Source organism: Ilumatobacter sp. (assembly GCF_965215205.1).
In the GTDB taxonomy this organism is placed as follows: Bacteria; Actinomycetota; Acidimicrobiia; order Acidimicrobiales; family Ilumatobacteraceae; genus Ilumatobacter_A.
Genome location: NZ_OZ244049.1, coordinates 1,611,407 through 1,637,995, shown reverse-complemented (window position 1 = coordinate 1,637,995; position 26,589 = coordinate 1,611,407). Strand labels below are relative to the sequence as shown.

General features: G+C 71.7%; 23 protein-coding genes. 4 read left to right on the top strand and 19 right to left on the bottom strand.

Annotated elements, in window-relative coordinates; genetic code table 11:
• Window positions 1–19: 19 nt before the first annotated feature.
• Together ACOOHC_RS07670 and ACOOHC_RS07665 are read right to left on the bottom strand one after the other, a co-directional pair.
• Window positions 20–964 (bottom strand): UDP-glucuronic acid decarboxylase family protein, encoded by a 945-nt coding sequence (locus ACOOHC_RS07670; RefSeq protein WP_420453401.1) that lies wholly within the window; start codon window positions 962–964, stop codon window positions 20–22.
• Window positions 964–2,280: a UDP-glucose dehydrogenase family protein gene (locus ACOOHC_RS07665; protein ID WP_420453400.1), complete on the bottom strand. Its 1,317-nt coding sequence runs from the start codon at window positions 2,278–2,280 to the stop codon at window positions 964–966. Before ACOOHC_RS07665 ends, ACOOHC_RS07670 begins: the two co-directional genes overlap by 1 nt.
• Before the next feature lie 285 nt (window positions 2,281–2,565).
• Between ACOOHC_RS07665 and ACOOHC_RS07660 the strand changes: the two genes are divergently transcribed.
• Both ACOOHC_RS07660 and ACOOHC_RS07655 read left to right on the top strand, forming a co-directional pair.
• Window positions 2,566–3,618 carry a mechanosensitive ion channel family protein gene (locus ACOOHC_RS07660; protein WP_420453399.1) on the top strand — a complete coding sequence of 351 codons (1,053 nt, stop codon included), beginning with the start codon at window positions 2,566–2,568 and terminating at the stop codon, window positions 3,616–3,618.
• Between the two features lie 63 nt (window positions 3,619–3,681).
• Window positions 3,682–5,133 (top strand): hypothetical protein, encoded by a 1,452-nt coding sequence (locus ACOOHC_RS07655; RefSeq protein ID WP_420453398.1) that lies wholly within the window; start codon window positions 3,682–3,684, stop codon window positions 5,131–5,133.
• On the opposite strand, the gene ACOOHC_RS07650 is transcribed toward ACOOHC_RS07655, so the two are convergent.
• The 4 genes from ACOOHC_RS07650 to ACOOHC_RS07635 form a co-directional block, all read right to left on the bottom strand.
• Complete coding sequence (locus tag ACOOHC_RS07650; RefSeq protein ID WP_420453397.1) at window positions 5,104–6,057, bottom strand: alpha/beta fold hydrolase; 954 nt, start codon at window positions 6,055–6,057, stop codon at window positions 5,104–5,106. The two genes, ACOOHC_RS07655 and ACOOHC_RS07650, sit on opposite strands and share 30 nt — an antisense overlap.
• Before the next feature lie 65 nt (window positions 6,058–6,122).
• Window positions 6,123–7,733, bottom strand: a complete 1,611-nt coding sequence (locus tag ACOOHC_RS07645) for an acyl-CoA synthetase (protein WP_420453396.1) — start codon at window positions 7,731–7,733, stop codon at window positions 6,123–6,125.
• Between the two features lie 66 nt (window positions 7,734–7,799).
• Window positions 7,800–9,095, bottom strand: a complete 1,296-nt coding sequence (locus tag ACOOHC_RS07640; protein WP_420453395.1) for a class I SAM-dependent rRNA methyltransferase — start codon at window positions 9,093–9,095, stop codon at window positions 7,800–7,802.
• On the bottom strand, window positions 9,092–10,261 hold the full coding sequence (locus tag ACOOHC_RS07635) for a DUF2855 family protein (RefSeq protein WP_420453394.1): 1,170 nt from the start codon (window positions 10,259–10,261) through the stop codon (window positions 9,092–9,094). Before ACOOHC_RS07635 ends, ACOOHC_RS07640 begins: the two co-directional genes overlap by 4 nt.
• A 114-nt stretch (window positions 10,262–10,375) precedes the next feature.
• Between ACOOHC_RS07635 and ACOOHC_RS07630 the strand changes: the two genes are divergently transcribed.
• Window positions 10,376–11,167 (top strand): SDR family oxidoreductase, encoded by a 792-nt coding sequence (locus tag ACOOHC_RS07630; RefSeq protein WP_420453774.1) that lies wholly within the window; start codon window positions 10,376–10,378, stop codon window positions 11,165–11,167.
• 23 nt (window positions 11,168–11,190) lie between these two features.
• Here the strand turns inward: ACOOHC_RS07630 and ACOOHC_RS07625 are convergent, their stop codons facing one another.
• The 11 genes from ACOOHC_RS07625 to ACOOHC_RS07575 all read right to left on the bottom strand — a co-directional run bounded on the left by ACOOHC_RS07625 (window position 11,191) and on the right by ACOOHC_RS07575 (window position 24,235).
• On the bottom strand, window positions 11,191–12,237 hold the full coding sequence (locus ACOOHC_RS07625; RefSeq protein ID WP_420453393.1) for a glutathione synthase: 1,047 nt from the start codon (window positions 12,235–12,237) through the stop codon (window positions 11,191–11,193).
• Window positions 12,234–13,418 (bottom strand): tyrosine/phenylalanine carboxypeptidase domain-containing protein, encoded by a 1,185-nt coding sequence (locus ACOOHC_RS07620; RefSeq protein WP_420453392.1) that lies wholly within the window; start codon window positions 13,416–13,418, stop codon window positions 12,234–12,236. Before ACOOHC_RS07620 ends, ACOOHC_RS07625 begins: the two co-directional genes overlap by 4 nt.
• Window positions 13,415–14,215: an N-formylglutamate amidohydrolase gene (locus tag ACOOHC_RS07615; RefSeq protein WP_420453391.1), complete on the bottom strand. Its 801-nt coding sequence runs from the start codon at window positions 14,213–14,215 to the stop codon at window positions 13,415–13,417. Before ACOOHC_RS07615 ends, ACOOHC_RS07620 begins: the two co-directional genes overlap by 4 nt.
• 58 nt (window positions 14,216–14,273) lie before the next feature.
• Window positions 14,274–14,891 (bottom strand): adenylyl-sulfate kinase, encoded by a 618-nt coding sequence (cysC, locus tag ACOOHC_RS07610; protein ID WP_420453390.1) that lies wholly within the window; start codon window positions 14,889–14,891, stop codon window positions 14,274–14,276.
• A gap of 3 nt (window positions 14,892–14,894) precedes the next feature.
• Window positions 14,895–16,820, bottom strand: a complete 1,926-nt coding sequence (gene cysN / locus ACOOHC_RS07605; protein ID WP_420453389.1) for a sulfate adenylyltransferase subunit CysN — start codon at window positions 16,818–16,820, stop codon at window positions 14,895–14,897.
• Between the two features lie 106 nt (window positions 16,821–16,926).
• On the bottom strand, window positions 16,927–17,868 hold the full coding sequence (cysD, locus tag ACOOHC_RS07600) for a sulfate adenylyltransferase subunit CysD (protein WP_420453388.1): 942 nt from the start codon (window positions 17,866–17,868) through the stop codon (window positions 16,927–16,929).
• A 70-nt stretch (window positions 17,869–17,938) separates the two neighbouring features.
• A complete protein-coding gene (locus tag ACOOHC_RS07595) occupies window positions 17,939–18,727 on the bottom strand; it encodes an acyl-[acyl-carrier-protein] thioesterase (protein ID WP_420453387.1) in 789 nt (262 codons plus the stop codon).
• Window positions 18,728–18,961: 234 nt separating this feature from the next.
• The gene (locus ACOOHC_RS07590; RefSeq protein WP_420453386.1) at window positions 18,962–19,720 is read right to left on the bottom strand and encodes a 4'-phosphopantetheinyl transferase family protein; all 759 of its coding nucleotides are present in this window, start codon (window positions 19,718–19,720) and stop codon (window positions 18,962–18,964) included.
• A gap of 58 nt (window positions 19,721–19,778) precedes the next feature.
• Window positions 19,779–21,572 carry a flavin-containing monooxygenase gene (locus ACOOHC_RS07585; protein WP_420453385.1) on the bottom strand — a complete coding sequence of 598 codons (1,794 nt, stop codon included), beginning with the start codon at window positions 21,570–21,572 and terminating at the stop codon, window positions 19,779–19,781.
• 103 nt (window positions 21,573–21,675) lie between these two features.
• Window positions 21,676–22,626 (bottom strand): NAD(P)H-dependent flavin oxidoreductase, encoded by a 951-nt coding sequence (locus tag ACOOHC_RS07580; protein WP_420453384.1) that lies wholly within the window; start codon window positions 22,624–22,626, stop codon window positions 21,676–21,678.
• A gap of 106 nt (window positions 22,627–22,732) precedes the next feature.
• The gene (locus ACOOHC_RS07575) at window positions 22,733–24,235 is read right to left on the bottom strand and encodes a diguanylate cyclase (RefSeq protein ID WP_420453383.1); all 1,503 of its coding nucleotides are present in this window, start codon (window positions 24,233–24,235) and stop codon (window positions 22,733–22,735) included.
• 125 nt (window positions 24,236–24,360) lie between these two features.
• Between ACOOHC_RS07575 and ACOOHC_RS07570 the strand changes: the two genes are divergently transcribed.
• Window positions 24,361–24,894 carry a DinB family protein gene (locus ACOOHC_RS07570; RefSeq protein WP_420453382.1) on the top strand — a complete coding sequence of 178 codons (534 nt, stop codon included), beginning with the start codon at window positions 24,361–24,363 and terminating at the stop codon, window positions 24,892–24,894.
• Between the two features lie 34 nt (window positions 24,895–24,928).
• Here ACOOHC_RS07570 and ACOOHC_RS07565 read toward each other — a convergent pair whose 3' ends face one another.
• Window positions 24,929–25,984 carry an aldo/keto reductase gene (locus ACOOHC_RS07565; RefSeq protein WP_420453381.1) on the bottom strand — a complete coding sequence of 352 codons (1,056 nt, stop codon included), beginning with the start codon at window positions 25,982–25,984 and terminating at the stop codon, window positions 24,929–24,931.
• A gap of 74 nt (window positions 25,985–26,058) precedes the next feature.
• On the bottom strand, window positions 26,059–26,538 hold the full coding sequence (locus ACOOHC_RS07560; protein ID WP_420453380.1) for a MarR family winged helix-turn-helix transcriptional regulator: 480 nt from the start codon (window positions 26,536–26,538) through the stop codon (window positions 26,059–26,061).
• Window positions 26,539–26,589: the final 51 nt, after the last annotated feature.

Here is a 26,589-nt window from a genome sequence, read left to right as displayed (position 1 = left end):
ACGGAGGGTCGCGCCGGGATCAGCCGACGACATCGCCCAGCACCCCCGCGAAGTACGGGATCGTCCGCTCCAGACCCGTGCGCAGGTCGACCTCGGGCGCCCACCCGAGCTGCTCGGTCGCGATGGTGATGTCGGGTCGTCGCTGCTTCGGATCGTCGGCGGGCAGCGGCTCGAACACGATGCCGGCGTCGCTCCCGGTCAGCTCGGTGACGATCTCGGCGAGCTCGAGCATCGTGAACTCACCCGGGTTGCCGATGTTGACCGGGCCGACCACGTCGCTGTCGAGCAGCGCCAGGAACCCGCGCACCTCGTCCTCCACGTAGCAGAAGCTGCGGGTCTGGGAGCCGTCACCGTAGATCGTGAGCGGCTCGCCACGCAGACCCTGGACGATGAAGTTCGACACGACGCGCCCGTCGTCGACCTGCATCCGCGGCCCGTAGGTGTTGAAGATCCGCACGACGCGGACCGGGAGCGAGCAGGTGCGGTGGTACGCGAAGGTCAGCGCCTCGGAGAAGCGCTTCGCCTCGTCGTACATGCTGCGCTCGCCGATCGGGTTGACGTTGCCCCAGTACGACTCGGTCTGCGGGTGGACGTGCGGATCGCCGTACACCTCGCTCGTCGACGCCATGAAGAAGCGGGCGTCGGCGCCGAGGGCCAGCTCGAGCAGGTTGCGGGTGCCGGTGCTGCCCACGGCGAGCGTCTCGAGCGGCATCTGGTGGTAGTCCTTCGGCGAGGCGGGGCTCGCGAGGTTCATCACCGCGTCGATCGGGCCGTCGATCTCGAACGGTCGGGTGACGTCCTGCTCGACCAGCTCGAACCCGTCGTGGGACGACAGGTGGGCGACGTTGTCCGGGCTCCCGGTGACGAAGTCGTCGACCACGACGACCTCGTCCCCGCGCTCGAGCAGGGCGTCGGTGAGGTGCGATCCGAGGAAGCCGGCTCCGCCGGCGACGACGACGCGCATCAGCGGCGACCCACGCCGTCGTAGCGGAGACCGAGATCCTTGACCTCGGCCGGATCGAGGAGGTTGCGGGTGTCGACGATGGTCGTCCCCGCTCCGAGGGTCTCGGCGACCTTGCGCAGGTCGAGCTCGGCGAACTCGGGCCACTCGGTGAGCACGCACAGCACGTCGACGCCGTCGGCCACCTCGAGCGGGCCGGTGGCGAGCTCGATGCCCTCGAGGCGCATCGTCTGGTGCGGGTCCAGCTCGCCGCTGGTCGTGGGGTCGTAGGCCTTCACCGTGGCCCCCACCGTGCGGAGCTCCTCGATGATCGCCATCGAGGGCGACTCGCGCAGGTCGTCGGTCCCGGCCTTGAACGTCAGCCCGAGCACCCCGACGGTGACCCCGCTGAGATCCGACTGGTGGCGCCCGACGGCCTTGGCGATCTTGTCGATCATCCGGCGGCGCTGCTCGTCGTTGACCGAGATGACACCACGCATCATCGAGAAGTCGTAGCCGTGGTCCTCGGCGATCTTGACCAGCGCTCGGCTGTCCTTGGGGAAGCACGAGCCGCCCCAGCCGGGACCGGGGTTGAGGAACCGACGGCCGATGCGGGTGTCGGAGCCGATGCCCTCGACGACGGCGGCCACGTCGGCACCGACGTGCTCGCACATCGCGGCGACCGCGTTGACGAAGCTGATCTTCATCGCGAGGAAGCCGTTCGCCGCGTACTTGATCGTCTCGGCGGACGCCGGGTCGGTGATGATGACCGAGGTGTCGATCCCCGAGTAGAGGTCGGCGACGCGCTGGGCGCCGGCCAGATCGGACGAGCCGACGACGACCCGGTCGGGGTTGAGGAAGTCGTCGACCGCGGTGCCCTCGCGGAGGAACTCCGGGTTCGACACGACCGCGACGTCGTCGCGCTGGAGGACCTTCTCGACGGCGATCGTCGAGCCGACCGGGACCGTCGACTTGTTCACCACGACCGCCCCGGGCTTGAGCACCGGCCCGATCTCTCGGGCGGCCTGCTCGATGTAGCTCAGGTCCGCGCTGCCGTCCTCGCCCTGCGGGGTCGGGACGCACAGGAAGACGATGTCGGCGTCGGCGGCTGCCGCCTGCGACCCGAGCACGAAGCTCAGCCGTCCGGCACGGCGCGACTCGTTGACGACGTCCTCGAGGCCCTCCTCGACGATCGGGATCTGGCCGTCGTTGAGCAGGTCGACCTTGCGGGGGTCGATGTCACCGCACACGACGGTGTGCCCGAGGTGGGCGAAGCAGGCGCCCGTGGTCAGACCGACGTAGCCGGTCCCGACGACGCCGAGGCGTGCAGGCGTGCTCATCCGCGCCGACCCTCCGCCGCTCTCGTTGCTCGTGCAGTCGACCATGCCATGACGGACGCCCTTCCTCGTTCAGGCCCGTGAACCTCGGATCGCCGGTCCGGGACCACCCGACGGCCGTCGAATCTATCGGAGCGGGCACGGGGCACCTTGAACACGACGGGTGACCTGCGCCCCGGGAGGCGGACCGCTCCCCTCGCCGACGCCGCAGCACGACGCACCGCGCCCTCACCGGCGCGGGTGGGGGTACGCCGGCGCGAGGTGGCCGAGTGGGTACCGTCGGGAACCATGCGATCATCGACCGTCGTCGCCGACCTCGCCGTCGCCGCCCTCCGTGCTCCGGTGCGCTCGGGGCTCGACGACGCGTGCGGCGAGGTCCCCTCGCTGCTGTGCGAGCAGGTGTACGACGCGACCGGCGACACCACCCTGACCGGGCTCGCCGACTGGATCGTGGACCGTCCCCTGACGATCCTGCTGATCGTCGCCCTCGCCTGGATCGGGTTGCGCGTCGGTCGTCGCGTCCTCGAGCGCACCATCCGTCGGATCGTGCTCACCGACACCACGGCAGCGCGGCGCTCGCTGCACGCGCTGGGCATCGACCGTGCGGACTCCCTGCTGGGCATCGAGGAGGAGGAACCGGCCCTCGCCGCCCGCCGCGAGTCCCGCGCCGCGTCGATCACGGCGGTGATCACCAGCACGGTCACGGTCATCGTGTGGACGATCGCGCTGATCATGATCCTCGGCGAGCTGGGGCTCGACCTGGCGCCGATCATCGCCGGGGCGGGCATCGGCGGCGTGGCGATCGGGTTCGGGGCCCAGAGCCTGGTCAAGGACTGCATCAGCGGGCTGTTCATCCTGATGGAGGACCAGTACGGCATCGGTGACGTCGTCGACCTCGGCGAGGCGACCGGGGTCGTCGAGGAGGTCGCCCTGCGCACCACGGTGCTGCGCGGGCTCGACGGCACCGTGTGGCACGTCCCCAACGGCGAGATCCAGCGCGTCGGGAACAAGAGCCAGCACTGGTCGACCGCCGTCGTCGACGTCGACGTGGCCTACGACGCCGACCTGGCGCAGGTGCGCTCGATCATGGCCGAGACCGCGGCGCGGGTGTGCGCGGACGAGGAGTGGAGCGACGACGTGCTCGACGAACCGCAGGTCCTCGGCGTCGAGACCCTCGGTGCCGACGGGATCACCGTGCGGATGACGCTCAAGACGGCGCCCGGCCAGCAGTGGGCGATCCAAAGAGCCCTGCGCGAGGCGCTGAAGAGCTCGCTCGACTCGGCGGGGATCGAGATTCCCTTCCCCCAACGCACCCTGTGGCTGCGGAACCAGGACACGTGATGCCATGATGACCCCTGTGACGGACCGCACGGCGACGACCAGCCGACCTCCCGTGCCCCCCCGATGATCGACGCCCTGGCCCCGACCCCCGGTGGCGCCCTGCTGGTCGTGTCGGTCCTGCTCGCGGTGGTGGGGCACGTCGCGACGAGCTGGGCCGAGCGACGTGCGACGCCGGGCCGCATCGACTCGGAGGGATCGTCGGGCGAGTACCGCTCCGAATCGCCCGCCGTGGTCAACCTGCTCACCAACGACGCCACCGTGACCGCCGCCGGGATGCGCGCGACGGTGGTGGACCTCGCCGCGCGCGGGTGGCTGCGGATCCTTCCGCCGGTCACCGACGACGAGGTCAGCCGGATCCGGCCCGCGTCGGGCGGCTACGACGGCGACGCCCTGCTCCCCCACGAGCGCCTCGTCCTGCAGCACATCCTCGCCCGCTTCACCACCGACCAGGCGATCCCCGCCCGCCACCTCGCCGTCGACGTCCACGGGTCGTGGTGGAGGCGGTACCGCAACCTGGTGCGTGCCGAGGCGCGACGCGCCGGGCTGGTCTCACGCCGCTGGACGCCGGTGCTGCTCGCCGGCCCGGTCGCCGCGGCGCTGCTGGGGCTGATGGCCTGGAACGCGTCGCGCGACGACGGGACCGACGTCGCGGTGGTCGACTCCCTCGAGCGGAGGCTGATCTCGCTCGCGGTGCTCGTCGCGCTGCTCGTCCTGGTGTACCGCATCGTGCGCCACCTCGTCGCCGACGACGTGACGCACACCCCCGACGGGATCGCGGCGACGAGCCGGTGGCTGTCCGTGCGCTCGCGCCTGGTGGCCGGCGGGTTCTCGCAGATGGCGGCCAGCTCGGTCGAGGTCGGCGACCGCCGCCTCGCCTACGCCTCCGCGATGTGCCTCGCGCAGGGGGCGCGCGTCGAGCTCCCGCTCGCCCGTGAGGACCACCGCCGGGCGTGGAGCGCGGTCGGAGGTTCCCCCCGGCTCGTGCGGGTCCGCTACCCGTGGCGACCGGTGTACGGCACCAACCCGATCTCGGCCCTGGTCGGCGGGCTGCTCGCGGCGTTCCTCGGCCTGCGCGGGCGCCGCTTCTTCGCCGACGTCGCGCGCCAGGACGCCTGGGAGTCGCTGTACGATCGCTTCGCCGACCAGGACTGGCTGATCCGGGCGATCGCGACCGGCGCCGCCGCGCTGATGTTCGTGCCCATCCTGCTCGGGCTGTGGGCGGCCTTCGCCGGCGCCGCCGACATGTTCAACACTGTCGAGCGCACCGGGGTCGTCGTGCGGGCCCGCCGCCCCGCCGAGGTGACCCCCCTTCCCCGCTCCCTCGTGCGACGCCTCGAGGGCGACCGCTACAGCCTCTACGTTGCCGTCGACGACGGGTCGTCGGACACGATCACCGCCTGGCGGGCCACGGAGCGCACCGCGATGCCCCAGGGCGCGGACGCGATCGTGCGCGCCACCCCCGTGCTGGGCCACATCCGCCGGGCGTCACCGATCGGACACGTCCTGCAGGACTGAGCTCCCCGGTGCCGACGCCGTCGGCGGTCGCGTCGGCGCGGACGAGGTCGCTGACGTCGCGGCCCGATCCGCGTTGCGGCGGATCTCGTCGACGATCTCGCCCCACCGCGGCGCCGGCAGGTCGTGGCCCATGTCGGGGAACATCACCAGGCGCGAGTGCGCCACGGCGGCGGCGGTCGCGATCCCGCCGCTGGGCTTGACGAGCCGATCGAGCAACCCGTGGACCACCAGGGTCGGCACGGTCACCTCACCCAGGCCGGGCGTCCGGTCGGGGCTCGCCATGATCGCGGTCGTCTGACGTCGCGTCCCGACCGGGCGGAAGCTGCGCTCGACGTTGCGCGCCGCTCGGGCCCGGTGCTCGACGGGGTCGTAGTGCGGACCGCTCCACAGCAGGAAGCTCTGCACCGCACGGTCCGGAGCCGTCTCGGGGGTCGGCTCGCGCAGGCGCGCGAGGCGCGCCATGACCGTGCCGGCGATGCGCCCCGACCTGCCGTCGCCGGGGTGCGACATGATCGAGGTCAGCGAGCGCACCAGCTCGGGGCGGTCGATCGTCAGCTGCTGGGCGATCATCCCTCCCATCGACATCCCCACGACGTGGGCGGACCCGATCCCGAGCGCCTCGAGCAGGCCGGCGGCATCGGCGGCCATGTCGACGACCGTGTACTCCGAGCGGGGCGGGCGCTTCGCGAACGAGCCGACGACGGCACGGACCTGCTTCGGCGGCTCCCAGTCGGTCTCTGAGCTGAGCCCGATGTCGCGGTTGTCGAACACCGTCACCCGGAAGCCCGCAGCGACCAGCATCTCGACGAACCCCTCGGGCCAGTCGGTGAGCTGGCCGCCGAGGCCCATCACCAGCAGCAACGGATCGCCCGACCCGTGCTGCTCGTACTCGATGGTGATCCCGTTCGCCTCCAGCTGCGCCATCGGGCCGAGGGTAGGGCGCCGGACCCCGCGGCGGCGGTGCGACCTCGGTCTCTCTCCCGCGGGGCTCAGGCGTCGGCGAGGATCTCGGTCGCCTCGGTGCGGAGGCGCTTGTAGTCGACCTTGCCGTTCGCGGCCCGCCCGATCGTCTGGACGACCATGATCCGCTTCGGGGACTTGTACGCGGCCAGCGTCTCGCGCACGTGGGCGATCAGCGCGGCCTCGTCGACGGTGGCGCCGGGTCGTGCCTCGACCACCCCGGTGACGGCTTCGCCGAACTTCTCGTCCGGCACACCGACCACGACGGCGTCGGCCACCGACGGGTGGGTCTTGATCGCCTCCTCGACCTCCTCGGGGAAGACCTTCTCCCCGCCGGTGTTGATGCACACCGAGCCGCGCCCGAGGAGGGTGATCGTCCCGTCGGCCTCGACGGTGGCGAAGTCACCGGGGCACGAGTAGCGGCCACCGTCGATGTCGAGGAACGTCGCCGCCGACTTGTCGGGGTCCTTGTAGTAGCCGAGGGGCTGGCGACCGCCGACGGCGAGCCGACCGATCTCGCCCGACCCCGGCTCGACCGGGCGGTCCTGCTCGTCGATGACGATCGTGTGGGGGCTCAGCTCGAAGCGGGCGGTCTCGGCGGCCTGCCCGCCACCCGACACCGACATCCCCATCCCGAGCGCCTCCGAGGAGGAGAACGCGTCGAGCAGCATCATCTCCGGGTGGTGCCGCAGCAGGCCCTGCTTGGTCTCCTTGCTCCACATCACCCCCGACGACACGATGGCGACGAGGCTCGACAGGTCCCAGCGGCCGGGCTCCGCGTCGAGGGCGCGCAGGATCGGCTTGCCGAACGCGTCGCCGACGATCGCGAGGTTGGTGACCCCTTCCCGCTCGATCGTGTCGAGCAGCTCGACCGGGTCGAAGGTGCGTCCCACGAGGGTCACGACGCTGCCGCCGCCCGTGAGCGTCGACAAGCCGGGGAAGTTGCCGGTGCCGTGCATCTGCGGGCACGCGGGCAGGAACACGTTGCCGGGCTCGGCGTAGGAGGAGCGCAGGGCGTCGAGCCCGTCCTGCGCGTCGATCGGCGTTCCGAGGGTCGCGGTCAGGGTCACGACGAGGTCGTCCTGGCGCCACATCACCCCCTTGGGCATCCCGGTCGTGCCTCCGGTGTAGAGCATGTTCAGGTCGTCGCCCGAGCGTCCGCCCTCGGGGACGGCGCGCTCGCCGGAGGTGGTCGCGGCGTCCTCGTAGGGGGTCGCCCACTCGGGGCACGAGCCCTCGCCGTCGTCGACCCACAGCCACGACCGCACCTTCGGCAGCTGGTCGCGGATCGTCTCGATCGTCGGCGCGAACCCGCCGTGGAAGACGACGGCGCCGGCGTCGGCGTTGTCCCACAGGTAGAGCAGCTCGTCGGAGGTGTAGCGGTAGTTCGTGTTGACCGGGACGAGCGCGGCCTTGAACGCCGCGAACATCGACTCCACGTACTCCGGCCCGTTGTAGAGGTACTGGGCCACCGCCTGCTGGCGCTCCAGGCCGGAGTCGAGCAGGTGGCGGGCGATGCCGTCGGCGCGCGCGTCGAGCTGCGACCAGGTCCGGTGGAGGTCGCCGTGGACGAGCGCCTGCGCATCGGGCAGCTCCTCGGCGACGATCTCCCAGATGTCCGCGAAGTTCCAGTTCCCCATGCGGCTGGTGTAGCAGGAACGAGGTCGCCGATCGCCCCCGGACGCACCGGTTCGTCCGGAGCCCGCTCACCCGCCCCGGTCGCGGCGGCGTGGATCGACCCGCCAGAACCCCGCCTTCAGGTACTCGCCCTCGGCGAAGGTCACGGGGTGGTCGACGTCGTGACCGGTGCGTCGGATCTCCTCGAGCTCCGCTCCGTGCTCGGCAGCGGCCGTGGTCACGGTCTCGAAGAAGTCGCCGGTCGTGACCCGGCTCGAGCACGACGCCTGCACGAGCACGCCCCCGTCCTCGATCACCGCGATCGCGAGCTTCGTCAGCTTGGCGTACGCGGCCCGCGCCGCGCCGATCTCCGAGGCCCGCCGCGCGAACGACGGCGGGTCGACCACGACGAGGTCGAAGCGCCGGCCCGACCGACCGAGGGAGCCGAGCGCGTCGAACGCGTCCTCGGTCGCGAACGTGACCCGGCACCGAGCGACCTCGGGGACGTGGGCGTTGAGCTCGAGGTTCCGACGTGCCGCGTCGACCGTCGGCGCGGACATCTCGATCGCGTGCACCGAGTCGGCGCCTCCGGCGGCCGCGTGCACCGTGAACCCCCCGGTCGAGGCGAACACGTCGAGCACCCTGCGGCCGCCCGCGATCCTGCCCACCTGAAGCCGGTTCGCGCGCTGGTCGAGGAAGTGGCCGGTCTTCTGGCCACGGCGCACATCGGCCTCGAAGGTCAGGTCGCCCTCGCTGAACAGGACCGGACCGTCGGGCACCTCGCCGGCGACCACGTCGCCGTCGGCGAGTCCGTGGGTGTCGCGCTCGGCGAGGTTGCGCGCCAGGCGCAGCACCACGCCCGTCGACGCGGTCGTCGACACCACGGCGGCGACGATCGAGCGCAGGTGCGCGAACCAGACCTCGCTGTAGAGCTTGACCACGGCGACGTCCGCGTAGCGGTCGACGACGAGACCGGGGAGTCCGTCGCTCTCGCCGTTCACCGCCCGGTACCCGGGTCCGTGGAGGGCCCGGCCGCTGCCCACGTGGCGGTCGATCAGGATGCGCCGACGCGCGGCCGCGGCCGCGATCCGCTCGGTGAACCAGTCGCCGTCGATCGTCTCCGGATCACCGACGTGGAGCATCCGCAACCGGATCGGGGAGTTCGGGTCCCACAGACCGATCGCCGCGAACCGTCGCTTGCGGTCGAACACGACACCGAGGTCGCCGGGGGCCCCGTCGTCGTGGTTGACCGACTCGATCGAGCCGTCGTAGACCCACGGGTGGCGCGCCCGGATGCGGCGCAGCGCGTCGGGGGTCACGCGCACCGCGAGCCGGCGCTCGGACGGTGCCGGGAGGCCGTCGGGGAGGTGGATCGCCACGCTCACCGCGACGTGTCGACCGAGGCCATCGTGGCGACGATGCCGACGTCGGGGGTCACGTCGCCGGCGTGGACGTCGGCCCACCCCGTCCGCGCCGCCTCCGGGCCGACCCGGTGCTCGACGCGCAGCCAGTCGGAGCTCGCGTCGACGAAGTCCGCCAGCGCCTCGGCGCACCGCCGCGCGTACTCCTCACGCCCCCACTCGTCCTGGCGCCGGCCGACCTCGGAGGGGGCGAAGAACAGCTGGGGCTCGGGTCCCTCCATCTCGAGGTCACCGGCCGGGCGGGCGTCGTGGTGGCTGCGCCCGACGGTCATCGAGTGGGCGAGGTCGTCGCCGAACCGGCGGTGGACGGCCGCCAGCGCCTCGGCGTCGCCCGCCATGTCGATCGACACCGCTCCCCCCGGGGTCGGGATCTCCCCGATCGCGTCGTAGCCGACGACCAGGTCGTAGAACCCGAGGCCCTCGACGAACTCCCGGTTGCGGTCGGAGGTGACCCCGACGACCTCGACCCCGCCGCGCACGGCGGCCCGCTGGGCGAACCCGATCGCGGTCTTCGACGAGGCGGACAGCACGACGACGCGCTCCGCCCCGAAGTAGGTGACACCGCTGCCGGCCCCGTCGGCGAAGAACTCCTCGGCGAGGAACCCGGTCAGGAACAGTCCGCGCAGCAGGCTGTGGCGGTCCTCGCCGTCGCTCGAGCCGACCCCGTCGGCGTCGACGCCGGGGTGCATCGGGTCGGCGTCGGTGGCGACGTAGGACCGGTACACCGGTGCGTGGGCGGAGCGATGGGCACCGTCGTCGCGGAAGCCGTCGCGCGTCGCGGTGGGGGTGAACACGACGTCGCTCGCCATCGGGTACCAGCCGTAGAACCGACGGCCGAGCGCGATGTCGGGGGCGCGCGACTCGGTCACCGTCGCCCACCCCATCGCGGGGACCTGCCCCCACCCGTCGCCGTCGGGGACGGGGAAGAAGTCCCAGTAGCCGAGCGCGTCGCCGAAGACGGCGTAGGTGATGTTGTTCGCGGTGATCGCGAAGCGGTCGACGGCGAGGCGGATCTGCCCCGGCTCGAGGTCACCCACGCCGCGGACGACCTCGTCCAACCGGGTCTCGCCGATCGAGTCGCGTCGGACGAGGAGTCGGGTCGTGCGATCGGTCGGGTCGTCGGCGCTCATCGGACCAGCATGCCCGATTCGGACCCGCCCGCGATCGTCGACCACACTCCCACGATGAGCGCCGACCCCGACGACCGCCCCACCTACCGCTCCACCGGATCGACCGACCTCGACGTGACCAACCTGTTCGGCCTCGACGGCAAGGTCGCCGTCGTGACGGGCGGGTCGCGTGGGATCGGGTACATGATCGCCGCGGGCCTGGTGACGAACGGGGTGACGACCTACATCACGGCACGCAAGGCCGACGCCTGCGACGCCGCCGCGAGCGAGCTCGACGAGCTGTCGTCCACCGCGTCGTGCGTGTCGATCCCGGGCGACCTGTCGTCCGCCGAGGGGGTCGCGGAGTTCGCGGCCGCCGTCGGCGAGCGGACCGATGCCGTCGACGTGCTGGTCAACAACGCCGGGGCCGCCTGGGGCGCCCCCCTCGGCGAGTTCCCGGAGACCGGCTTCGACAAGGTGCTCGCGATCAACGTCAAGGCGCCGTTCATGCTCACCCAGGAGCTGCTCCCGCTGCTCGAGGCGCGGGCCACGGCGCAGGACCCGGGTCGGGTCGTGATGATCGGCTCGATCGACGGGATCCGCGTCCCGGGCGGAGACAACTTCAGCTACTCGGCGGCCAAGGCCGGGGTGCACATGCTCGCCCGCCACCTCGCGGCCGACATCGTCGGGCGCCACGTCACCGTCAACTCCGTCGCCCCCGGACCGTTCGAGTCGAAGATGATGGAGTACATGCTCGACAGCGACGACAAGCGCGAGATGGTCGAGGCTTCGGTGCCCCGGGGGCGGATCGGCTCGGCCGCCGACATCGCCGGCGCGGTCATCTTCCTCGCCGGGCGGGCGGGAGCGTTCACCACCGGTGCGACGATCCCGGTCGACGGCGGGATCTCGACGATCCGCCGCGGCTGACGACGCAGGGCCGCCCCGCCGGCTCACATCATCGAGATGTCGCGGTTCGAGAACCGCCCGCGGTACTGGTCGCGCAGCATCACCTTGTGCTCGAGGTCGCGCAGGATCGCTCCGGAGAAGTCCTTGCCCGACAGGTCCTCGGCCTGGCCGATGCCGCCCGGGGTGTCGACGTTGATCTCCATCATCTTGTCGCCCACGACGTCGAGGCCCGCGAGGTACATGCCGTCGCGGATCAGCTTCGGGCCGGCGATCGCGGCGACCGACAGGGCGTCGGCGTCGGGCTCGACGAGCTCCACCGCCCCGCCCGCGCTGATGTTCGAGCGCGCGTCTCCCGTCTCGTTGTAGCGGCGGAAGCAGGCGTAGGTGCCGTCGACGATCAGCGGCCGACCGTTGAGGGTGAGCAGGCGCAGGTCGCCCTCGGACGCCGCGGGGAGGTACTCCTGGACGATCGCGTACCCGAAGCGGATGGTCGCCTCGATCATCTGGTTGACGTTGGCGCCGGAGCCGTCGGTGATCACGAAGACGCCTTCGCCGCCGGATCCCTGCAGCGGCTTGATCACCGCCTTGCCGCCCTCCTCGTCGATGAACGAGCGGATCGCGACGGGGTCGCGGGTGATGCAGGTCCGCGGCCGGATCAACTCGGGGTACTGCTGGAAGTAGGTCTTGTTGGAGGCGTCGGTGAGCTTGCGCGGATCGTTGAGCACGATCACGCCCTGATCCGCGACGAGCTGGGCGAACAGGAGGCTGGAGCCGTGCGCCCAGGGGCGCTCGACGACCTCGTCGGCGGGGTCGGCGCGCAGCATCATCACGTCCTGGTCACCGAGCGCGATCCGCTCGCGCGGGGCGTCCGCCTCCTGCAGATCCGACAGCAGGTCCGCGTCGTCGGTGTAGGAGTCGCGTCGGGGACGCGACGCCGGTGCGGTGAGCGCCCCGTCGGACTCGTAGGTGATGTCGACCAGGGAGACGAGCGAGACCTCGTGGCCCTCGTCGACGGCTCGCCGCGTGAGGCGGATGGTGGTGTAGTTGTCCTTCTCGGTCGCGATGTCGTTGATGATGAACACGAGCTTCATGAGGGGAACTCCGTTTGGTAGAGACGGGTGACGGGGGTGGCGACGGCGGCGGCGAGCCGCTCGGCCGACCCCTCCTCGGCGAGGCAGGTGGGCAGGATCGCCGGGGGCACGAGCAGGCCCTCCTCCAGGAGATCGGAGACGAGGTGGCGCTCCGTCAGCGAGTACTTCCCGAGGAACACCTGCTCGATGTCGCCTCCGTCGGCGAGCCACGCGAGCAGGTCGCGCAGCCCGGCGAGGTAGACGGCGTCCTTGGTCAGCCCGCCGCCGCGCTTGGCGCGCACGGCGACGTCGAACGCCGGCTCGGCGCCGAGGCCGTGGTGGCGGTGCAGCACGTCGAAGATCTCCTCGATCGGCTCGTGCGCGATGGCGAGATCGGCGGCGACGACCCGGGCGGCGAGCACCCGGAGACGGGTCGGCGGGAGGCAACCGGCGAGGAACTCGCAGAAGGTGGCGAGGCCCTCCTGCAGCACGTCGTAGTGCGCGAAGCCGCTCTCGAACAGCCGCAGCGGCTGGCGTCGACCGTTGTAGCGGGTGATCACGTGGACCCCGACCTCGTGGGCGACGAGGGGGGCGACGCGGGCGTGCGGGATCCGCAGCGTCGAGTCGATGACCAGGTCGCCCTGGTGGACGAGCATGATCGCATCGGCGTCGTCGACGAGCTCGATGCGGAAGTCGAAGTCGGGGACGATCGCCCGGTACCGGTCGCGCGCCTCGACGGCGGCGGCCACGACCACGTCGGACCCGACCTCGGGACCGGTCGGCGCCTCCTCCTCGACGGTCTCGAGGATCTCGACCGCATCGGCGAGCAGGCCGGGGTCGGAGCCACCGAACAGCGCCATGCTCGCGGAGGTGAACGCCGGGGTGTCGCGCGACTCGAGCAGCGTCACCAGCCGCTCGAGCTCGGTCCGCTTCTCGCTGAGCAGGACCCGGAAGGTGGGCTGCGCGATGTCGTCGATCGCGAGCGCGTCGAGCCGTGCGGAGACCGCGTCGGTGTCGAGGTCGAACTCGGGGTAGGTCAGAGGCGGGCAGCGGGCGAAGTCGCTGGCGCGGAACGCCTCCCAGCGCGCGTTGTTGTCGAGCGGCGACACGCGCGCGAGCCAGTCGATGTCGCGCTGGATCTCGAACAGCTCGGCGTCGATCGAGGCGGTGATCGAGTCCGGAGCCGGGGCGTCGACGCTCACGACAGCGGGGCCCGGGCGGCGTCCGTCGCGTCGGCGAGCCCCGAGCGCAGGTGCTGCAGCAGGGCGATGTCGGCCGTCCCGGCCCACTCGTCCATGAAGAACTTCTTGTACTCGAGGGTGATCGTGCACACGTCGTCGCCGTACTCGGCGAACACCCACTCCGGCCAGTTGCCGCCGTCGGGGAAGCGCACGTTCTCGCGCACGTCGGCGGCGCGGTCACCGATCCGGATCTCGGACAGACCGCCCCACAGCGCGTCGACGACGTCGCCGAAGCGGTCGCGGTCCGCCGTCGACAGCCCGAGGTCGATGTCGGGCAGGCCCTCGGCTTCCACCCGCTGCCCGCTGTCGTCCTCGCGCCGGTGGTTGAAGCTGTGCACGTCGAGGAGCAGGACGCGGCCGTGCTCGGCGATCAGCTCCTCGATCCAGGAGCCCATGAGGTCGTAGAAGCGGGCGTGGGAGGCCAGCGACTCCTCGACGATCCGCTCGGGGAGCTCGCTGCTCCACAGCTCGAGGCCCCAGGCGTCGCTGGGGACCTGGTACACGGCCTCGTCGGTCGGGCGGTTCAGGTCGACCTCGAAGCGCGACACCCACGAGGTGAACGTGTGGTCGCCGACGGTCGCGAGGACGTCGGTCATCGGGTCCTCCTCGAGCAGGCGCTCGGTGTCGGACAGCGCCGTGAGCTCGGCCACCTCGTCGCGCAGCAGGTGCCCCGCGTGGACCGCAGTCGCCATGACCGGTCCGGATCCACGTCGGATCGTCCAGCGTCGGTCGAGGTCGGTCTCGGGGGGGGACGACATGGCCGAGCCGTACCCGACCCCGGCGCGACCCGAACGTGGGCGGGGTCGACCGCCGCCCTCAGACCCGCTCGAGCACGGCCGCGATCACCGATGCGACGCACTCCCGGGTGGTCCCGGTCACGGTGTCGATGCGCAGGTCGGGGTCCGACGGGGCCTCGTAGGGCGCCGAGATCCCGCTGAACTCGGGGATCTCACCGGTGCGGGCGCGGGCGTACAGGCCCTTGACGTCGCGCTCCTCGCACACCTCGACCGGGGCGTCGACGAAGACCTCGAGGAAGCCGCCGGGCGGGTGCAGCGCGCGCACGGCGGCCCGATCGGCGACGAACGGGGAGATGAACGCGCTGAGCACGATCACCCCGGCGTCGTGGAGCAGGCGGCAGACCTCGCCGATGCGGCGGATGTTCTCGGTGCGGTCGGCCGGGGAGAACCCGAGGTCGCGGTTCAGGCCGAAGCGGACGTTGTCACCGTCGAGGACGTGGGCGAGGCGGCCGGACGCGATCAGCCGACGCTCCACCTCGAGCGCCAGGGTCGACTTGCCCGACCCCGACAGCCCGGTGAACCAGACGGTCAGCGGTCCGTGGCCGAGCAGGTCACGGCGGTCCCGTGCGGTGACGAGGGACTCGGCGCGCACGATGTCACGCGACCGGGGCGCTCCGGGGCGGTCGACGTCGTCCATCGCTCAGCGACCGGCGCCGAGGAACCCGCGCTCGACGAGCAGCTCGATGATCTGATCCACGGCGCCTTCGACCTCGCTCGTCTCGGCGTCGATGCGCAGGTCGGTGTCGGTCGGCCGATCGTAGGTCGCCGAGACCCCGGGGAACTGCGGGATGTCGCCGCGATCGGCCGCTGCGTACATCCCGTTCGCGTCGCGCTGGCGGCACACCGCGACCGGGGCGTCGACGAACACCTCGACGTAGCGCTCCGGACCGACGAGCTCGCGCGCTCGTTCGCGCACCTCGACCTTCGGCGCCACGAGCGCGGCGATCGCGATGATCCCCTGGTTGTTGACCAGGTTCGCGACCTCCGCGACCCGGCGCAGGTTCTCCGAACGCTCCTGAGCGCTGAACCCCAGGTCGCGGCTGATGCCCATCCGCACGTTCTCGCCGTCGAGGCGGATCGTCGTGCGCCCGCGATCGAACAGGCGCCGCTCGAGCGCGGTCGCGATCGTCGACTTGCCCGCTGCGGTCAGGCCGGTCAGCAGGATCGTGCACGGACGCTGCCCGAACCGTGCGGCCCGCTCGGCTTCGGTGATCTCCGACGCCTGGCGCGTCAGGGTCGCCGACGGAGCCCGGTTCCACGACGACGACTGCCCGACGATCATCCCGGCCGCGACGGTCGCGTTCGACAGCTTGTCGACGAGCACGAACGAACCGGTGGTGCGGTTCTTCCGGTAGGGGTCGTACAGCAGCTCGCGGTCCGATGCGATCGCGCACCGCGCGATGTCGTTCAGGCCGAGCGACTCGGATTCGACCTCGTCGAGGGTGTTCACGTCGACACGGTGGCGGATCGCGGTGACGGATGCGTTGCTCGTGCCGGTCGACGTCTGGAGCAGGTACTGCCTCCCGGGTGTCATCGGCGAGTCCGACATCCACACCACCATCGCGTCGACGTCGTGGGCTCGCTCGGGCGGATCGGCGGGGCCCGCGAGCAGGTCGCCACGGCTCACGTCGATCTCGTCGGCCAACGTGAGCGTGACCGCCCTCCCGGGCCCGGCCAGGTCGAGGTCGCGGTCGAAGGTGACGATCCGCTCGATGCGCGACCGCACCCCCGACGGCAGCGAGACCACCTCGTCACCGGGACGAACGGTCCCCGAGGCGATCGTCCCGGCGAAGCCGCGGAAGTCGTGCACGGGCCGGGTGACCATCTGCACCGGCATCCGGAAGCGCTCGAGGTCGACGCCGGCCTCGACGTCGACCGTCTCGAGGTGCTCCATGAGAGCCGGTCCGTCGAACCAGTCCATGTGCTCGCTGCGCTCGACGACGTTGTCCCCGCGCAGCGCGGACATCGGCAGGAAGTACGGGTCGACGAGATCGAGCGACTCGGTGAAGCCGCGGTAGTCCTCGCGGATCTCCTCGAAGCGCGAGCGCGACCAGTCGACGAGGTCCATCTTGTTGATCGCCACCACGATGTGGCGGATGCCGAGCAGGCTGGCGATGTAGCTGTGCCGCTTGGTCTGCGCGAGCACGCCGTGGCGGGCGTCGATGAGGATCACCGCGAGCTGGCAGTTCGACGCTCCGGTCGCCATGTTCCGGGTGTACTGCTCGTGGCCCGGGGTGTCGGCGATGATGAACTTGCGGCGCGCGGTCGAGAAGTAGCGGTAGGCGACGTCGATGGTGATCCCCTGCTCGCGCTCGGCCTTGAGACCGTCGGTCAGCAGGGCGAGGTCGATCTCGTCGCCCTGGGTCCCCGATGTCGTCGAGTCGACGGCGAGCGAGGCGAGCTGGTCCTCGTAGATCATCTTCGAGTCGTGCAGGAGCCGACCGATGAGGGTGCTCTTGCCGTCGTCGACCGATCCGCAGGTGAGCAGCCGCAGCAGGTCCTTGCGCTCGTGCTCGGCCAGGTACGCGTCGATGTCGGTCGCGATCAGCTCGCTGGCGTGCGACATCAGCGCTGCCCCGCCGACGAGGGGTCGATCGCCCTGCGCAGGCGCGGGTCCACCCGAGGTCGCCCGCCCCCGCAGCGGGCCACCGTCGCATCGGATCGATGGGCCATCAGAAGTAGCCCTCCTTCTTCTTCTCCTCCATCGAGCCGGACTGGTCGTGGTCGATCACGCGGCCTTCCCGCTCGGAGCGGGTGGCCAGGAGCATCTCCTGGATGATCTCGGGCAGCGTGTCGGCGGTCGACTCCACCGCCCCCGACAGCGGGTAGCAGCCCAGGGTCCGGAAGCGCACGGAACGGAGCTCGGGCTCCTCGCCCTCGGCGAAGCGGAACCGGTCGTCGTCGACCATGATCAGCGTCCCGTCGCGCTCGACCACCGGTCGCGGGGCCGAGTAGTAGAGGGGGACGATCTCGATCCCCTCGAGGTGGATGTACTGCCAGACGTCGAGCTCGGTCCAGTTGCTGATCGGGAAGACGCGGATGCTCTCGCCCTTCGCGACTCGGCCGTTGTACAGATCCCACAGCTCGGGGCGCTGGTTCTTCGGGTCCCACCGGTGGCGCGCGTCGCGGAAGCTGAAGATCCGCTCCTTGGCGCGCGAGCGCTCCTCGTCACGGCGGGCGCCGCCGAACGCGGCGTCGTACCCGCCGATCGTGAGCGCCTGCTTGAGCGCCTGGGTCTTCATGATGTCGGTGTAGTTCTTCGAGCCGTGGTCGAAGGGGTTGATCCCCGCCTCCACGCCCTCGGGGTTGGTGTGGACAAGGAGGTCGATCCCCGTCTCGGCGGCGATCCGGTCGCGGAAGGCGATCATCTCGCGGAACTTCCACGTGGTGTCGATGTGCAGGATCGGGAACGGGATCGGACCGGGGTGGAACGCCTTGCGTGCGAGGTGCAGCAGGACGGAGGAGTCCTTGCCGATCGAGTACAGCATGATCGGGCACTCGAACTGGGCGACCACCTCGCGCATGATGTGGATCGCCTCCGACTCGAGCTGGGCGAGGTGCGTCATCCGCACCGAGCCCTGCTCGGCCGCGGACGCCTGGACGGTCGCGCTCATGCGTCGACCCTACCGGCACCCGCCGAAACCTGACCGGGTGGGTCGGGTTTCTGGGTCGCTCGGGCACGCATCACCCGATCGGGCTCCACCGCCCCACCACCAGCGCGATCCCCGACCGCGCCAACCACACGGTCGTGTCGTCGTGGCGTGCGTCTCGGGCAGCGGCGACGACGACGTCGAGGTGGTCGCCGTCGGCCTCGACCGGGTGGAGGTACTCCATCTCGGCGCGGCCCTCGCGGTCTGCGTCGCCCTCGCCGAGGTCGACGTGCTCCTCGACCACGGCCCAGCTCGCCGCGTTGTTGACGTGACCCCACGGGTCGAGATCGGTCCGGCGGACGTGCCATCGGGCGGTCACCGGTGGCGGATCCTCCGGTCCGGTCGATCCCGGCTCCGCGGGCAGCGAGAGGCGCGACGAGATCGAACGGCCTCCGGCAGCGGCGTCGTAGGCGTCGCGGAAGTCGCTCGAGATGCGTGCCGGGCGCGAGGTGGTGACGTCGACCTGCACCCACAGGCTGACCGCGTCGATCGAACCACCCCGATCGCCGACGATGCTCGAGCGCCGCTCGGCCCACGCCCGACCGATCCCGGTGCACCAGGTCGACACCTCGACCCCTTCGCCGAGGCGGGGGACGCGGGTGACCTCGATCATCGTTCGGCGCACCAACCACCCGTACCGACGGTCGAGCCGGGCCTCGGAGGCGTCGTCGTTCGCGACGTCCTGGAGGAGCCGGGCGGTCGCGTCCAGGCGGAGCCGTCCGGAGGTGTCGACGTCGCCGAGGCGCACGGCCGTGCCGAGCGAGAAGACCCGCCCCCGCTCGGGGCGTGGGAGGAGCTGGACGGCGGGGAGCGCACTCGGCACCGCCCGATCATGCCCCCGGCATCGCTCGCCGACACGTGCGGCCCCGGCGGGGCGGCCTCGTCGCGTCCGGCGTCGCTCGGCGCGAACGAGGCCCGGCCGGACCGGCCGCCGAACGGCGCTCGGTGGCTGCGAGCACGAGCGGGCGGCGGGTCGGGAGAGGTGGCTCGACGGCGATCCGGGCGACGAGGGCACCGGTCCGGCGGTTCCGACGACTCGAGACGTCGTCGTTGCCGCTCACCGCGGCGCGCGGGCAGCGTGGCCGCCCGTCGCCGGCGCCTCGGCGACGGCGACGACGGCGACGACGATCGAGCGGGCACGGCCGCCCCCCGGATCGTGCTGCTCGAGCGTGGTCCACCGGGAGCGGACGGGGTGGCGGATGCGTGCCGCCACCGCCGCGCCCGGGAGCGGCGCCAGCTCGATCTCGCCCGCTCCGACCGGCCGGGCGACCACGTCGGTGAAGTCGACCCAGAGCGCGGTCAGCGGGTGCTGCGCCTTGTACAGGGCCTCCTTCGCGCAGAACGCCGCGGTGACCACCCCCTCGGCGTCGGGGCGGTCCGACAGAGCGGCGAGCTCGTCGGGAGCGAACACCACCCTCGAGACGTCGGCGTCGACGCCACCGACCAGCTCGGCGTCGATCCCGACCGAGCGCCACGGCTCGAGCAGACCGGCGACGGCGAGGCACCACCCGTCGGTGTGGGTGATCGAGCCGCTCACCCCGTCGGGCCAGATCGGCGACCGGTCGCCACGCCGACCGACGCCCACGTCGTGGACGCCGAGCTCGGCGAGCGCGGCGCGAGCGCACGCCCGACCCCCCGCGAACTCGGTCCGCCGGAGCCGGACGGCGCCGTCGACGGCCGGCGACTCGATCGCGTGCAGCGGCGGGGGTGGACCCGCGGCGGTGTCGAGGGCGCACGCCACGACGGGTGCGCCGAGGTGGTCGAGCAACCCTTCGACGACGGTGGTGCGCACGGGACGGTTCGCGTCGACGTCCACGGCGCCGCAGGCTACGACCGAGCCCGCACGACGCGCGACGCACCCGCCGCGCGACCGGTCAGCGGAACTCGAGCCCGGCGAAGTCGCCCGAGCTGCGCCACCGCTCGATGTGGTCGAAGTAGGCGGCCGGGCCGTCGGGGTAGCCGAGGCTGTTGCGCTTCGCGGACCCCTCGATCGGGCGGCCCTCGTTGTTGTAGTAGCCGGGGGTGCACGACGGGTCGCCGCCGAAGGTGCGTCCCCCCGCCTCCAGCAGCGCCACCCAGTCGGCCTCGGCCCGCTCGGTGACCTCGACCTCGGCGGCACCGATCTCCTCGGCGTGGGCGATGACGGCGGCGATGGTGGCCGCGGCCTCGGTCAGGTTGTGCGGCACGTTCGACACGAGGTTGGCGCCCTGGGCCGGACCGACCACGAACAGGTTGGGGAAGCGGTGGACGTGGATGCCGTGGAGGCTCGTCATCCCCTCGCCCCACCGCTCCGACAGGCGGATCCCGCCGCGGCCCACGGCGTCGAAGCCCGCTCGGCGCGCGTACTCGGTGCCGACCTCGAAACCCGACGCGTAGATGATGCAGTCGAGCTCGTACTCCCGGCCGGCGACGACCACCCCGTCCGGGGTGATCCGCTCCACCCCCCGGCCGTCGGTGTGGATCAGGTGGGTGCCCGGCTCGTTGTAGGCCTGCAGGTAGCGGTCGTGGAAGCACGGGCGCTTGCACAGCTGGCGGTACCACGGCTTGAGACCCTCCGCGGTGAGCGGGTCGGCGACGACGTCGTCGACGCGGGCGCGGATCTCGGTCATCTTCTCGTCGTCGCTCGCGTGGTACGCCTCGACCATCCCCTCGGGCGACAGATCCGGCTCCGGCGCCGACAGCAGCTCGTCGCGGATCCGCTGGGCGATGTCGGTCCAGCCGTCCATCACCAGGTCGTCGTCGGCGAAGCCACCGGTCTGGAGGGTGGTGAAGTTCTCCATCCACCGCCGCTGCCACCCCTCGTCGAGGGCCTCGAACCACTCGGGGTCGATGGGGTGGTTGCCGCGCACGTCGATCGACGACGGCGTGCGCTGGAAGACGTACAGCTCCCCGCACGCCTCGGCCAGGTGGGGGACGCACTGCACGGCCGTCGCTCCCGTTCCGATGATCCCCACCCGCTTGTCGGCCAGCTTCGCCATCGGCGCTCCCGACGGATCCCCGCCGGTGTAGTCGTAGTCCCAGCGGCTGGTGTGGAAGCTGTGCCCGGCGAACGAGCCGATCCCCGGGATCCCGGGGAGCTTGGGGCGGTGCAGCGGCCCCGTGCCCAGACCGACGTGCTTCGCCCGCATCCGATCGCCGCGGTTCGTCGTGACGATCCAGCGGCGCGCGTCGTCGTCCCACTCCAGCCCGGTGACCTCGGTCGAGAACAGGGCGCTCTCGTCGAGGCCGTAGTGCCGTCCGATCCGACGGCAGTGCTCGGCGATCTCGGGGGCGTGGGTGTACTTCTCGGTCGGCATGTGGCCGGTCTCCTCGAGCAGCGGCAGGTAGATCATCGCAGCCGTGTCGCACTGCGCTCCCGGGTACCGGTTCCAGTACCAGGTGCCGCCGAAGTCGCCGCCCTTCTCGACGATCCGCACGTCGTCGATCCCCGCCTCGCGCAGGCGCGCCCCGGTCACGAGGCCCGCGAAGCCGCCGCCGACGAAGACGACGTCGACGTCGTCGGTGCACGGCTCGCGCGGCGCCGGCTCCACGTAGGGGTCGTCGAGGTAGTGCGCGAACTGGCCCGTCGGCTCGACGTACTGCTCGTTGCCGTCGTCGCGCACGCGCTTGTCCCGCTCGGCGGCGTACTTCGCCAGCAGGGCTTCTCGGTCGATGTCGGTCGCACCCATCGCCACATCATCGCGGAACCCGCCGCGGCGGCCCCAGCGAGGTGGCCCGACGTGGCCGACGCCACGCCCGTCGGGATCGAACCCGACCCGTCGCCGCGGTGCGTCAGGCGCCGCCGTAGGTGCCGGCGAGCTCGTCGAGGCGGGCGCGGCACTCCCGAGCGCAGGTCGCGATGATGTCGGCGACCGACTCGACCGACTCGATCCGTCCCGCCACCTGCCCGGTGAGCGCGAGGCTCGCGTTCATGTCGCCGCCGAAGTAGAGGTCGAGCGTCGACCCGACGAGCGCCGTCATCGCGTTGGTCTCGGTGTCGAGCTCGAGCGCCTCGCTGCGCTCGGTGCGCAGGGCTCTCAGCGCCGGCGACGTGTGCCGGTTGAGGAACACGGTGTCGGTCTCGGCGGCCTCGACGATCGACGTCTTCCAGTTCTCGTGCACGGGCGACTCCGCCGCCGACACCATGCGCGTCCCCATCTGCACCCCCTCGGCCCCGAGGGCCAGCGCCGCCGCCATCGAGCGGCCGTCGACCATGCCGCCGGCGGCGATGATCGGCACGTCGACCTTCGAGGCGATCAGCGGGAGCAGGACCATCAGCGCCACGTCGCGCGGGTTCTTGAAACCCCCGCCCTCCCCGCCCTCGACGACGAGCCCGTCGACGCCGGCCTCGAACGCCTTGAGCGCGCCGTGCAGGGTCGGCACCACGTGGAACACCGTCAGCCCGGCCTCCTTGAGCGTCGAGGTGTACTTCGTCGGGTTGCCCGCCGACGTCGTCACGAACTCGACGCCCTGGTCGATGACGAACCGCACGATGTCGGGATCGCGCACGAACGCCTGGGCGATGTTCACCCCGAACGGCTTGTCCGTGAGGTCGGCCATCTTCTCGATCTCGATGCGCACCGCGTCGAGCTCGCCCGAGGAGGTCTCGATGATCCCCATCCCGCCGGCGTTGGACACGGCCGACGCGAGCTGGGCGCGAGCGATCCACCCCATCGGGGCCTGGACGATCGGGATCTCGACGCCGAGCATCTCGGTGACGCGGTTCGGGAAGGTGGAGCTCATCTCCCCACTCTCGCATCGGGGCCACCTCGGGGCACGAACCCGTGGCCGCCCGGCCCGATGACCGAGCCCCCGCGCGAGATCGTGCGGATCGTGCGGATCGTTCGGCTCAGGGTTCGCCGAGGCGGCGGGCCTCGACCATCCGCCCCCGACCGCGCCGCTTGGCGAGGAGCATCGCCCGGTCGGCGGCGTTCAGCGGGTCGTCGAGCTCTCCGAGCTCGGCCAGGCCGACGCTGACGCCGATGCGCTCCGGCCCGAGCTCGAGGCCGAGGTCGCACCCGACGCTGCGCAGGATGCGGTTCCCGAGCCGTGTGCCGATCGAGTCGTCGGAGTCCGCGACGAGGACGACGAACTCGTCGCCGCCGAGGCGCGCCACGGTGTCCTCCTCGCGGCAGGTCTCGACGATCTGGGCCGCGATCGTGCGCAGCACCCGATCGCCGACCGCGTGCCCGTAGCGGTCGTTGACCGATTTGAACTCGTCGAGGTCGAGGTACAGCAGGGTCCCTCCGTCGCGGTGCCGGGCGAGGGTCTCGAAGAAGGCGTGCCGGTTGGGCAGCCCGGTGAGCTGGTCGGTGGTCGCGGCGATCTCGAGCTTGCGTGACTCCTCCCACCGCGTCATCAGCATCCGGGTCGAGCGCACCAGCACCTCGATGCGATCGGCGACGTTCGACTTCAGCTCGATCGGCGAGTAGCCGTTCGGCACCAGGCTGAGCATCACGAACGCGGCGACGAGAGCGCCGTCGACGTGCACCGGGGCGATCAGGCAGCGCCGCCACCGGCGCTCGCCCATGACGTCGCGCACCGCGCTCGGCAGCTCGTCGACGTCGAGGCCTCGGACCGATCCGGGGTCCATCTCGGCCCAGGGGCTCCAGCCGTCGAAGCGGACGACGTGGTCGATCACGTCGGCGACCTGGTCGTCGGCGGGACCGACGCGGTGGACCCGCTGACCGCCGGGGTGCGCGAGGTCGACGAGGAACCACCGTCCGGAGAAGGCGGTGTCGTCCATCGTGAGCTCGTCGCACAGCAGGGCGCACACCTCGTCGCGCTCGCCGCCGTCGAGCTCCCGGTCGATCGCGCGCACGACCGAGCTGTTCAGCGCGACCGGCACGATCACCGCCGTCCATCGCCATCCCCCGGACTCGTCGCGGTGCCCCGACGGGATGATGTCGACGGGGCGGCCGATCCCGTCGCCGCCGATCACGGTCAGCCGGAACGGCATGGGGAGGGCGATGACCTCCTCGATCTCCCCCACGGTCTCGACGAGGTAGGTCGCGAGCTTGTCGACGTCGGCCGGATCGAGGAAGTCGAACACCGACGACCCGACGATCGCTTCGAGGTCGAGACCGAGGAACCCGCCGTAGCCGCCCCGGCGCTCGAGGATCGTGCCGTCGGAGTCCATCGCGAGCACGAGGGTGCGCATCTCGTCGACCATCGAGGACGGGCGGACCACCGGCCCGGGCGGCGCGGTCTCGGCGGCCGACATCGTCACCGGACTCACGATCGCTTCGCCGACCGGGCCACCTCGGCCCGCCCCGGACGGGCGTGCGACGAAGGTACCATGGACGCTCACGGTATCATTGTTCCTACTGTCAGTGACGAGTGCGGCGATCAAGTCAGGCGTAGAGTCAGTTCCGTGCCCGACGAGCGACCCACCGCCTCGGCGGCGTCGTCGCTTCCGCTCGGCTCACCACCGATCCCGATCCCCACGACCTCGACCCCACCCCGCCGAGCCGCTCGATGAGCCTGCCCACGATCGCCGACCTGCTCGACGAGTACGAGCGCGCGCTCCGTCACACCGACGACCTGGTCGCCGACCTCACGGACGCCGAGGTCGCGTGGCGCCCCCACCCTGAGTCGAGCGCGATCGGCTGGCACCTCGGTCACCAGGCGGCCGTTAGCCACTTCACGGTGCGCAACCTGATCGCGGCCGAGCCGCCCCTCGACGACGAGCTGGACCGGCTGATGGACTCGGCGACGGCGGAGAGCGAGCGCGGGGACCTCCCCGGCCGCGATCGGCTGCTCGCCTACCGCTCGAGCGCGGCCGAACGGCTCCGGTTCCACGTCACGGCGATCGACGAGGGCCGCGTCGGCGCTCCCGCGCAGCTCCGGCTGGTGGCGGCCCACCTCCTCGTCGCGGTGACCAACCACGAGTACCAGCACGACACGTGGATCGGCGAGGTGCGTCGCGACGCCCACGGGCGCGAGCTGCCTCCCGATCCGGTGTCGCCGCTGCTGTCGACGCTCGACGGCCACCTCGTCGTCGGGGCCTGAGCCCGCCGGGATCTCCGCCCGTCGCGGCGGACCGTCAGCTCGTGCGACGCCGCCGCAGGAACGGGTCCTGCAGAGCGTCGGGCACGTAGCCCGCGTCGGAGTCCGACAGGTTCACCCCGGGCGGGACGATCTCGTCGATCCGGTCGAGCACGTCGGAGCTCAGCGTCACCTCGGCCGCCCCGATCTGGGATTCGAGGTGCTCCATGGTGCGCGGGCCGATGATCGGCGCGGTCACCGCCGGGTGCTGCATCACGAACGCGATCGCCAGGTGGATGAGGGAGATGCCGGCGTCGTCGGCGAGCAGCGCCAGCTCCTCGACGGCGTCGAGCTTGCGGGCGTTGGCCGGGTCGTCCATGTCGAACATCGACGGCCGTCGCTTCGACCGGTTGGTCTCGGGCAGCTCCTCGCCCTTGCGGATGCGACCGGTGAGCCAGCCGCCGGCGAGCGGGCTCCACGGGATGACGCCCATGTGGTAGCGCTCGGCGACCGGGAGCACGTCGGCCTCGACGCCGCGCACGAGCAGCGAGTACGGCGGCTGCTCGGTGACGAACCGGCCGAGCGCTCGCTTCTCGGAGATCCACTGCCCCTCGACGATGCGGTGGGCCGGGAACGTCGACGATCCGAACGCCCGGATCTTCCCCTGGCGCTGGAGGTCGGTGAGCGCCGCGATCGTCTCGTCGTCGTCGGTGCCCGTGTCGGGTCGGTGCACCTGGTACAGGTCGATCCAGTCGGTCTGCAGTCGACGGAGGCTGTTGTCGACCTCCTGCACGATCCAGCGGCGAGAGTTGCCGCGCTGGTTCGGGTCGCCGCCGGACTCGCCCATGTCGATGTCCATCGGGCCGTGGAACTTGGTGGCGAGCACGACGTCGTCACGTCGGCCGCCGGCGAGCGCCTCGCCGACGATCACCTCCGACTCGCCGCGCGCGTAGATGTCGGCGGTGTCGATGAAGTTGATGCCCTCGTCGAGGGCACGGTGGATGACGGCGATCGAGGTGTCGTGGTCGGGCTCGCCCCACGCTCCGAACATCATCGCTCCGAGGCAGAGCGGGCTGACCATCATGCCGGTGTGTCCGAGGTTGCGGTGTTCCATGACCCGGCCGTACCCGCTCGGTCGGGCCGCCGAACCGTCGCGACGCCCGTGGCGAGGGTGCGGGTGCCTCCCGCTCAGCCGGGCGACGTCGAGAAGCCGTCGTGGTCGCACAGCGTCCGCGCGACCTTCGACATCGCCTCGGCGAGCGCAGCCGTCTCGGCGTCGTCGAGGTGGTCGAACACCAGGCGGAGCACGTCGTCGGCGTGGATCGGAGCGACCCGCTCGAGGAACCCGCGCCCCGACTCGGTGAGGGCCGCGTGCTTGCCGCGACCGTCGGCGGCGTCGGTCGTGACCTCCACGTGGCCCCGCTCGATCATCGTCCGGAGGCGGTGCGTCAGTCGGCTCGGGGACAGGTTCGCCGCATCCGCGAGGTCGGAGAGCCGCATCGTGTCGCCGGGGGCCGCCGAGAGCGCGACGAAGATCGAGTAGTGGACGACGAGCAGATCGTGCTCCTTGAGGGTGCGCTCGATGCTCGGGAGCCCCCGGTTGACGAACACGAGCAGCGCACGCCACGCCTGCTGCTGGGTGTCGTCGAGCCATCGCACCTCGTCCACGCCTCCCGAGGCTAGACCGCCCGGAGAGGTGCTCGATCGGACGGCGATCCG

Bases quoted from the DNA above. Each gene is read 5' to 3' on its own strand.
- ACOOHC_RS07665 (WP_420453400.1), bottom strand. From the start codon at position 2,280: ATGAGCACGCCTGCACGCCTCGGCGTCGTCGGGACCGGCTACGTCGGT.
- ACOOHC_RS07670 (WP_420453401.1), bottom strand. From the start codon at position 964: ATGCGCGTCGTCGTCGCCGGCGGAGCCGGCTTCCTCGGATCGCACCTC.
- cysD (WP_420453388.1), bottom strand. From the start codon at position 17,868: ATGAGCGCGACCGTCCAGGCGTCCGCGGCCGAGCAGGGCTCGGTGCGG.
- ACOOHC_RS07585 (WP_420453385.1), bottom strand. From the start codon at position 21,572: ATGGGTGCGACCGACATCGACCGAGAAGCCCTGCTGGCGAAGTACGCC.
- ACOOHC_RS07570 (WP_420453382.1), top strand. From the start codon at position 24,361: ATGAGCCTGCCCACGATCGCCGACCTGCTCGACGAGTACGAGCGCGCG.
- ACOOHC_RS07645 (WP_420453396.1), bottom strand. From the start codon at position 7,733: ATGGGGAACTGGAACTTCGCGGACATCTGGGAGATCGTCGCCGAGGAG.
- ACOOHC_RS07565 (WP_420453381.1), bottom strand. From the start codon at position 25,984: ATGGAACACCGCAACCTCGGACACACCGGCATGATGGTCAGCCCGCTC.
- ACOOHC_RS07650 (WP_420453397.1), bottom strand. From the start codon at position 6,057: ATGGCGCAGCTGGAGGCGAACGGGATCACCATCGAGTACGAGCAGCAC.
- cysC (WP_420453390.1), bottom strand. From the start codon at position 14,891: ATGGACGACGTCGACCGCCCCGGAGCGCCCCGGTCGCGTGACATCGTG.
- cysN (WP_420453389.1), bottom strand. From the start codon at position 16,820: ATGTCGCACGCCAGCGAGCTGATCGCGACCGACATCGACGCGTACCTG.
- ACOOHC_RS07580 (WP_420453384.1), bottom strand. From the start codon at position 22,626: ATGAGCTCCACCTTCCCGAACCGCGTCACCGAGATGCTCGGCGTCGAG.
- ACOOHC_RS07660 (WP_420453399.1), top strand. From the start codon at position 2,566: ATGCGATCATCGACCGTCGTCGCCGACCTCGCCGTCGCCGCCCTCCGT.
- ACOOHC_RS07655 (WP_420453398.1), top strand. From the start codon at position 3,682: ATGATCGACGCCCTGGCCCCGACCCCCGGTGGCGCCCTGCTGGTCGTG.
- ACOOHC_RS07615 (WP_420453391.1), bottom strand. From the start codon at position 14,215: ATGTCGTCCCCCCCCGAGACCGACCTCGACCGACGCTGGACGATCCGA.
- ACOOHC_RS07625 (WP_420453393.1), bottom strand. From the start codon at position 12,237: ATGAAGCTCGTGTTCATCATCAACGACATCGCGACCGAGAAGGACAAC.
- ACOOHC_RS07635 (WP_420453394.1), bottom strand. From the start codon at position 10,261: ATGAGCGCCGACGACCCGACCGATCGCACGACCCGACTCCTCGTCCGA.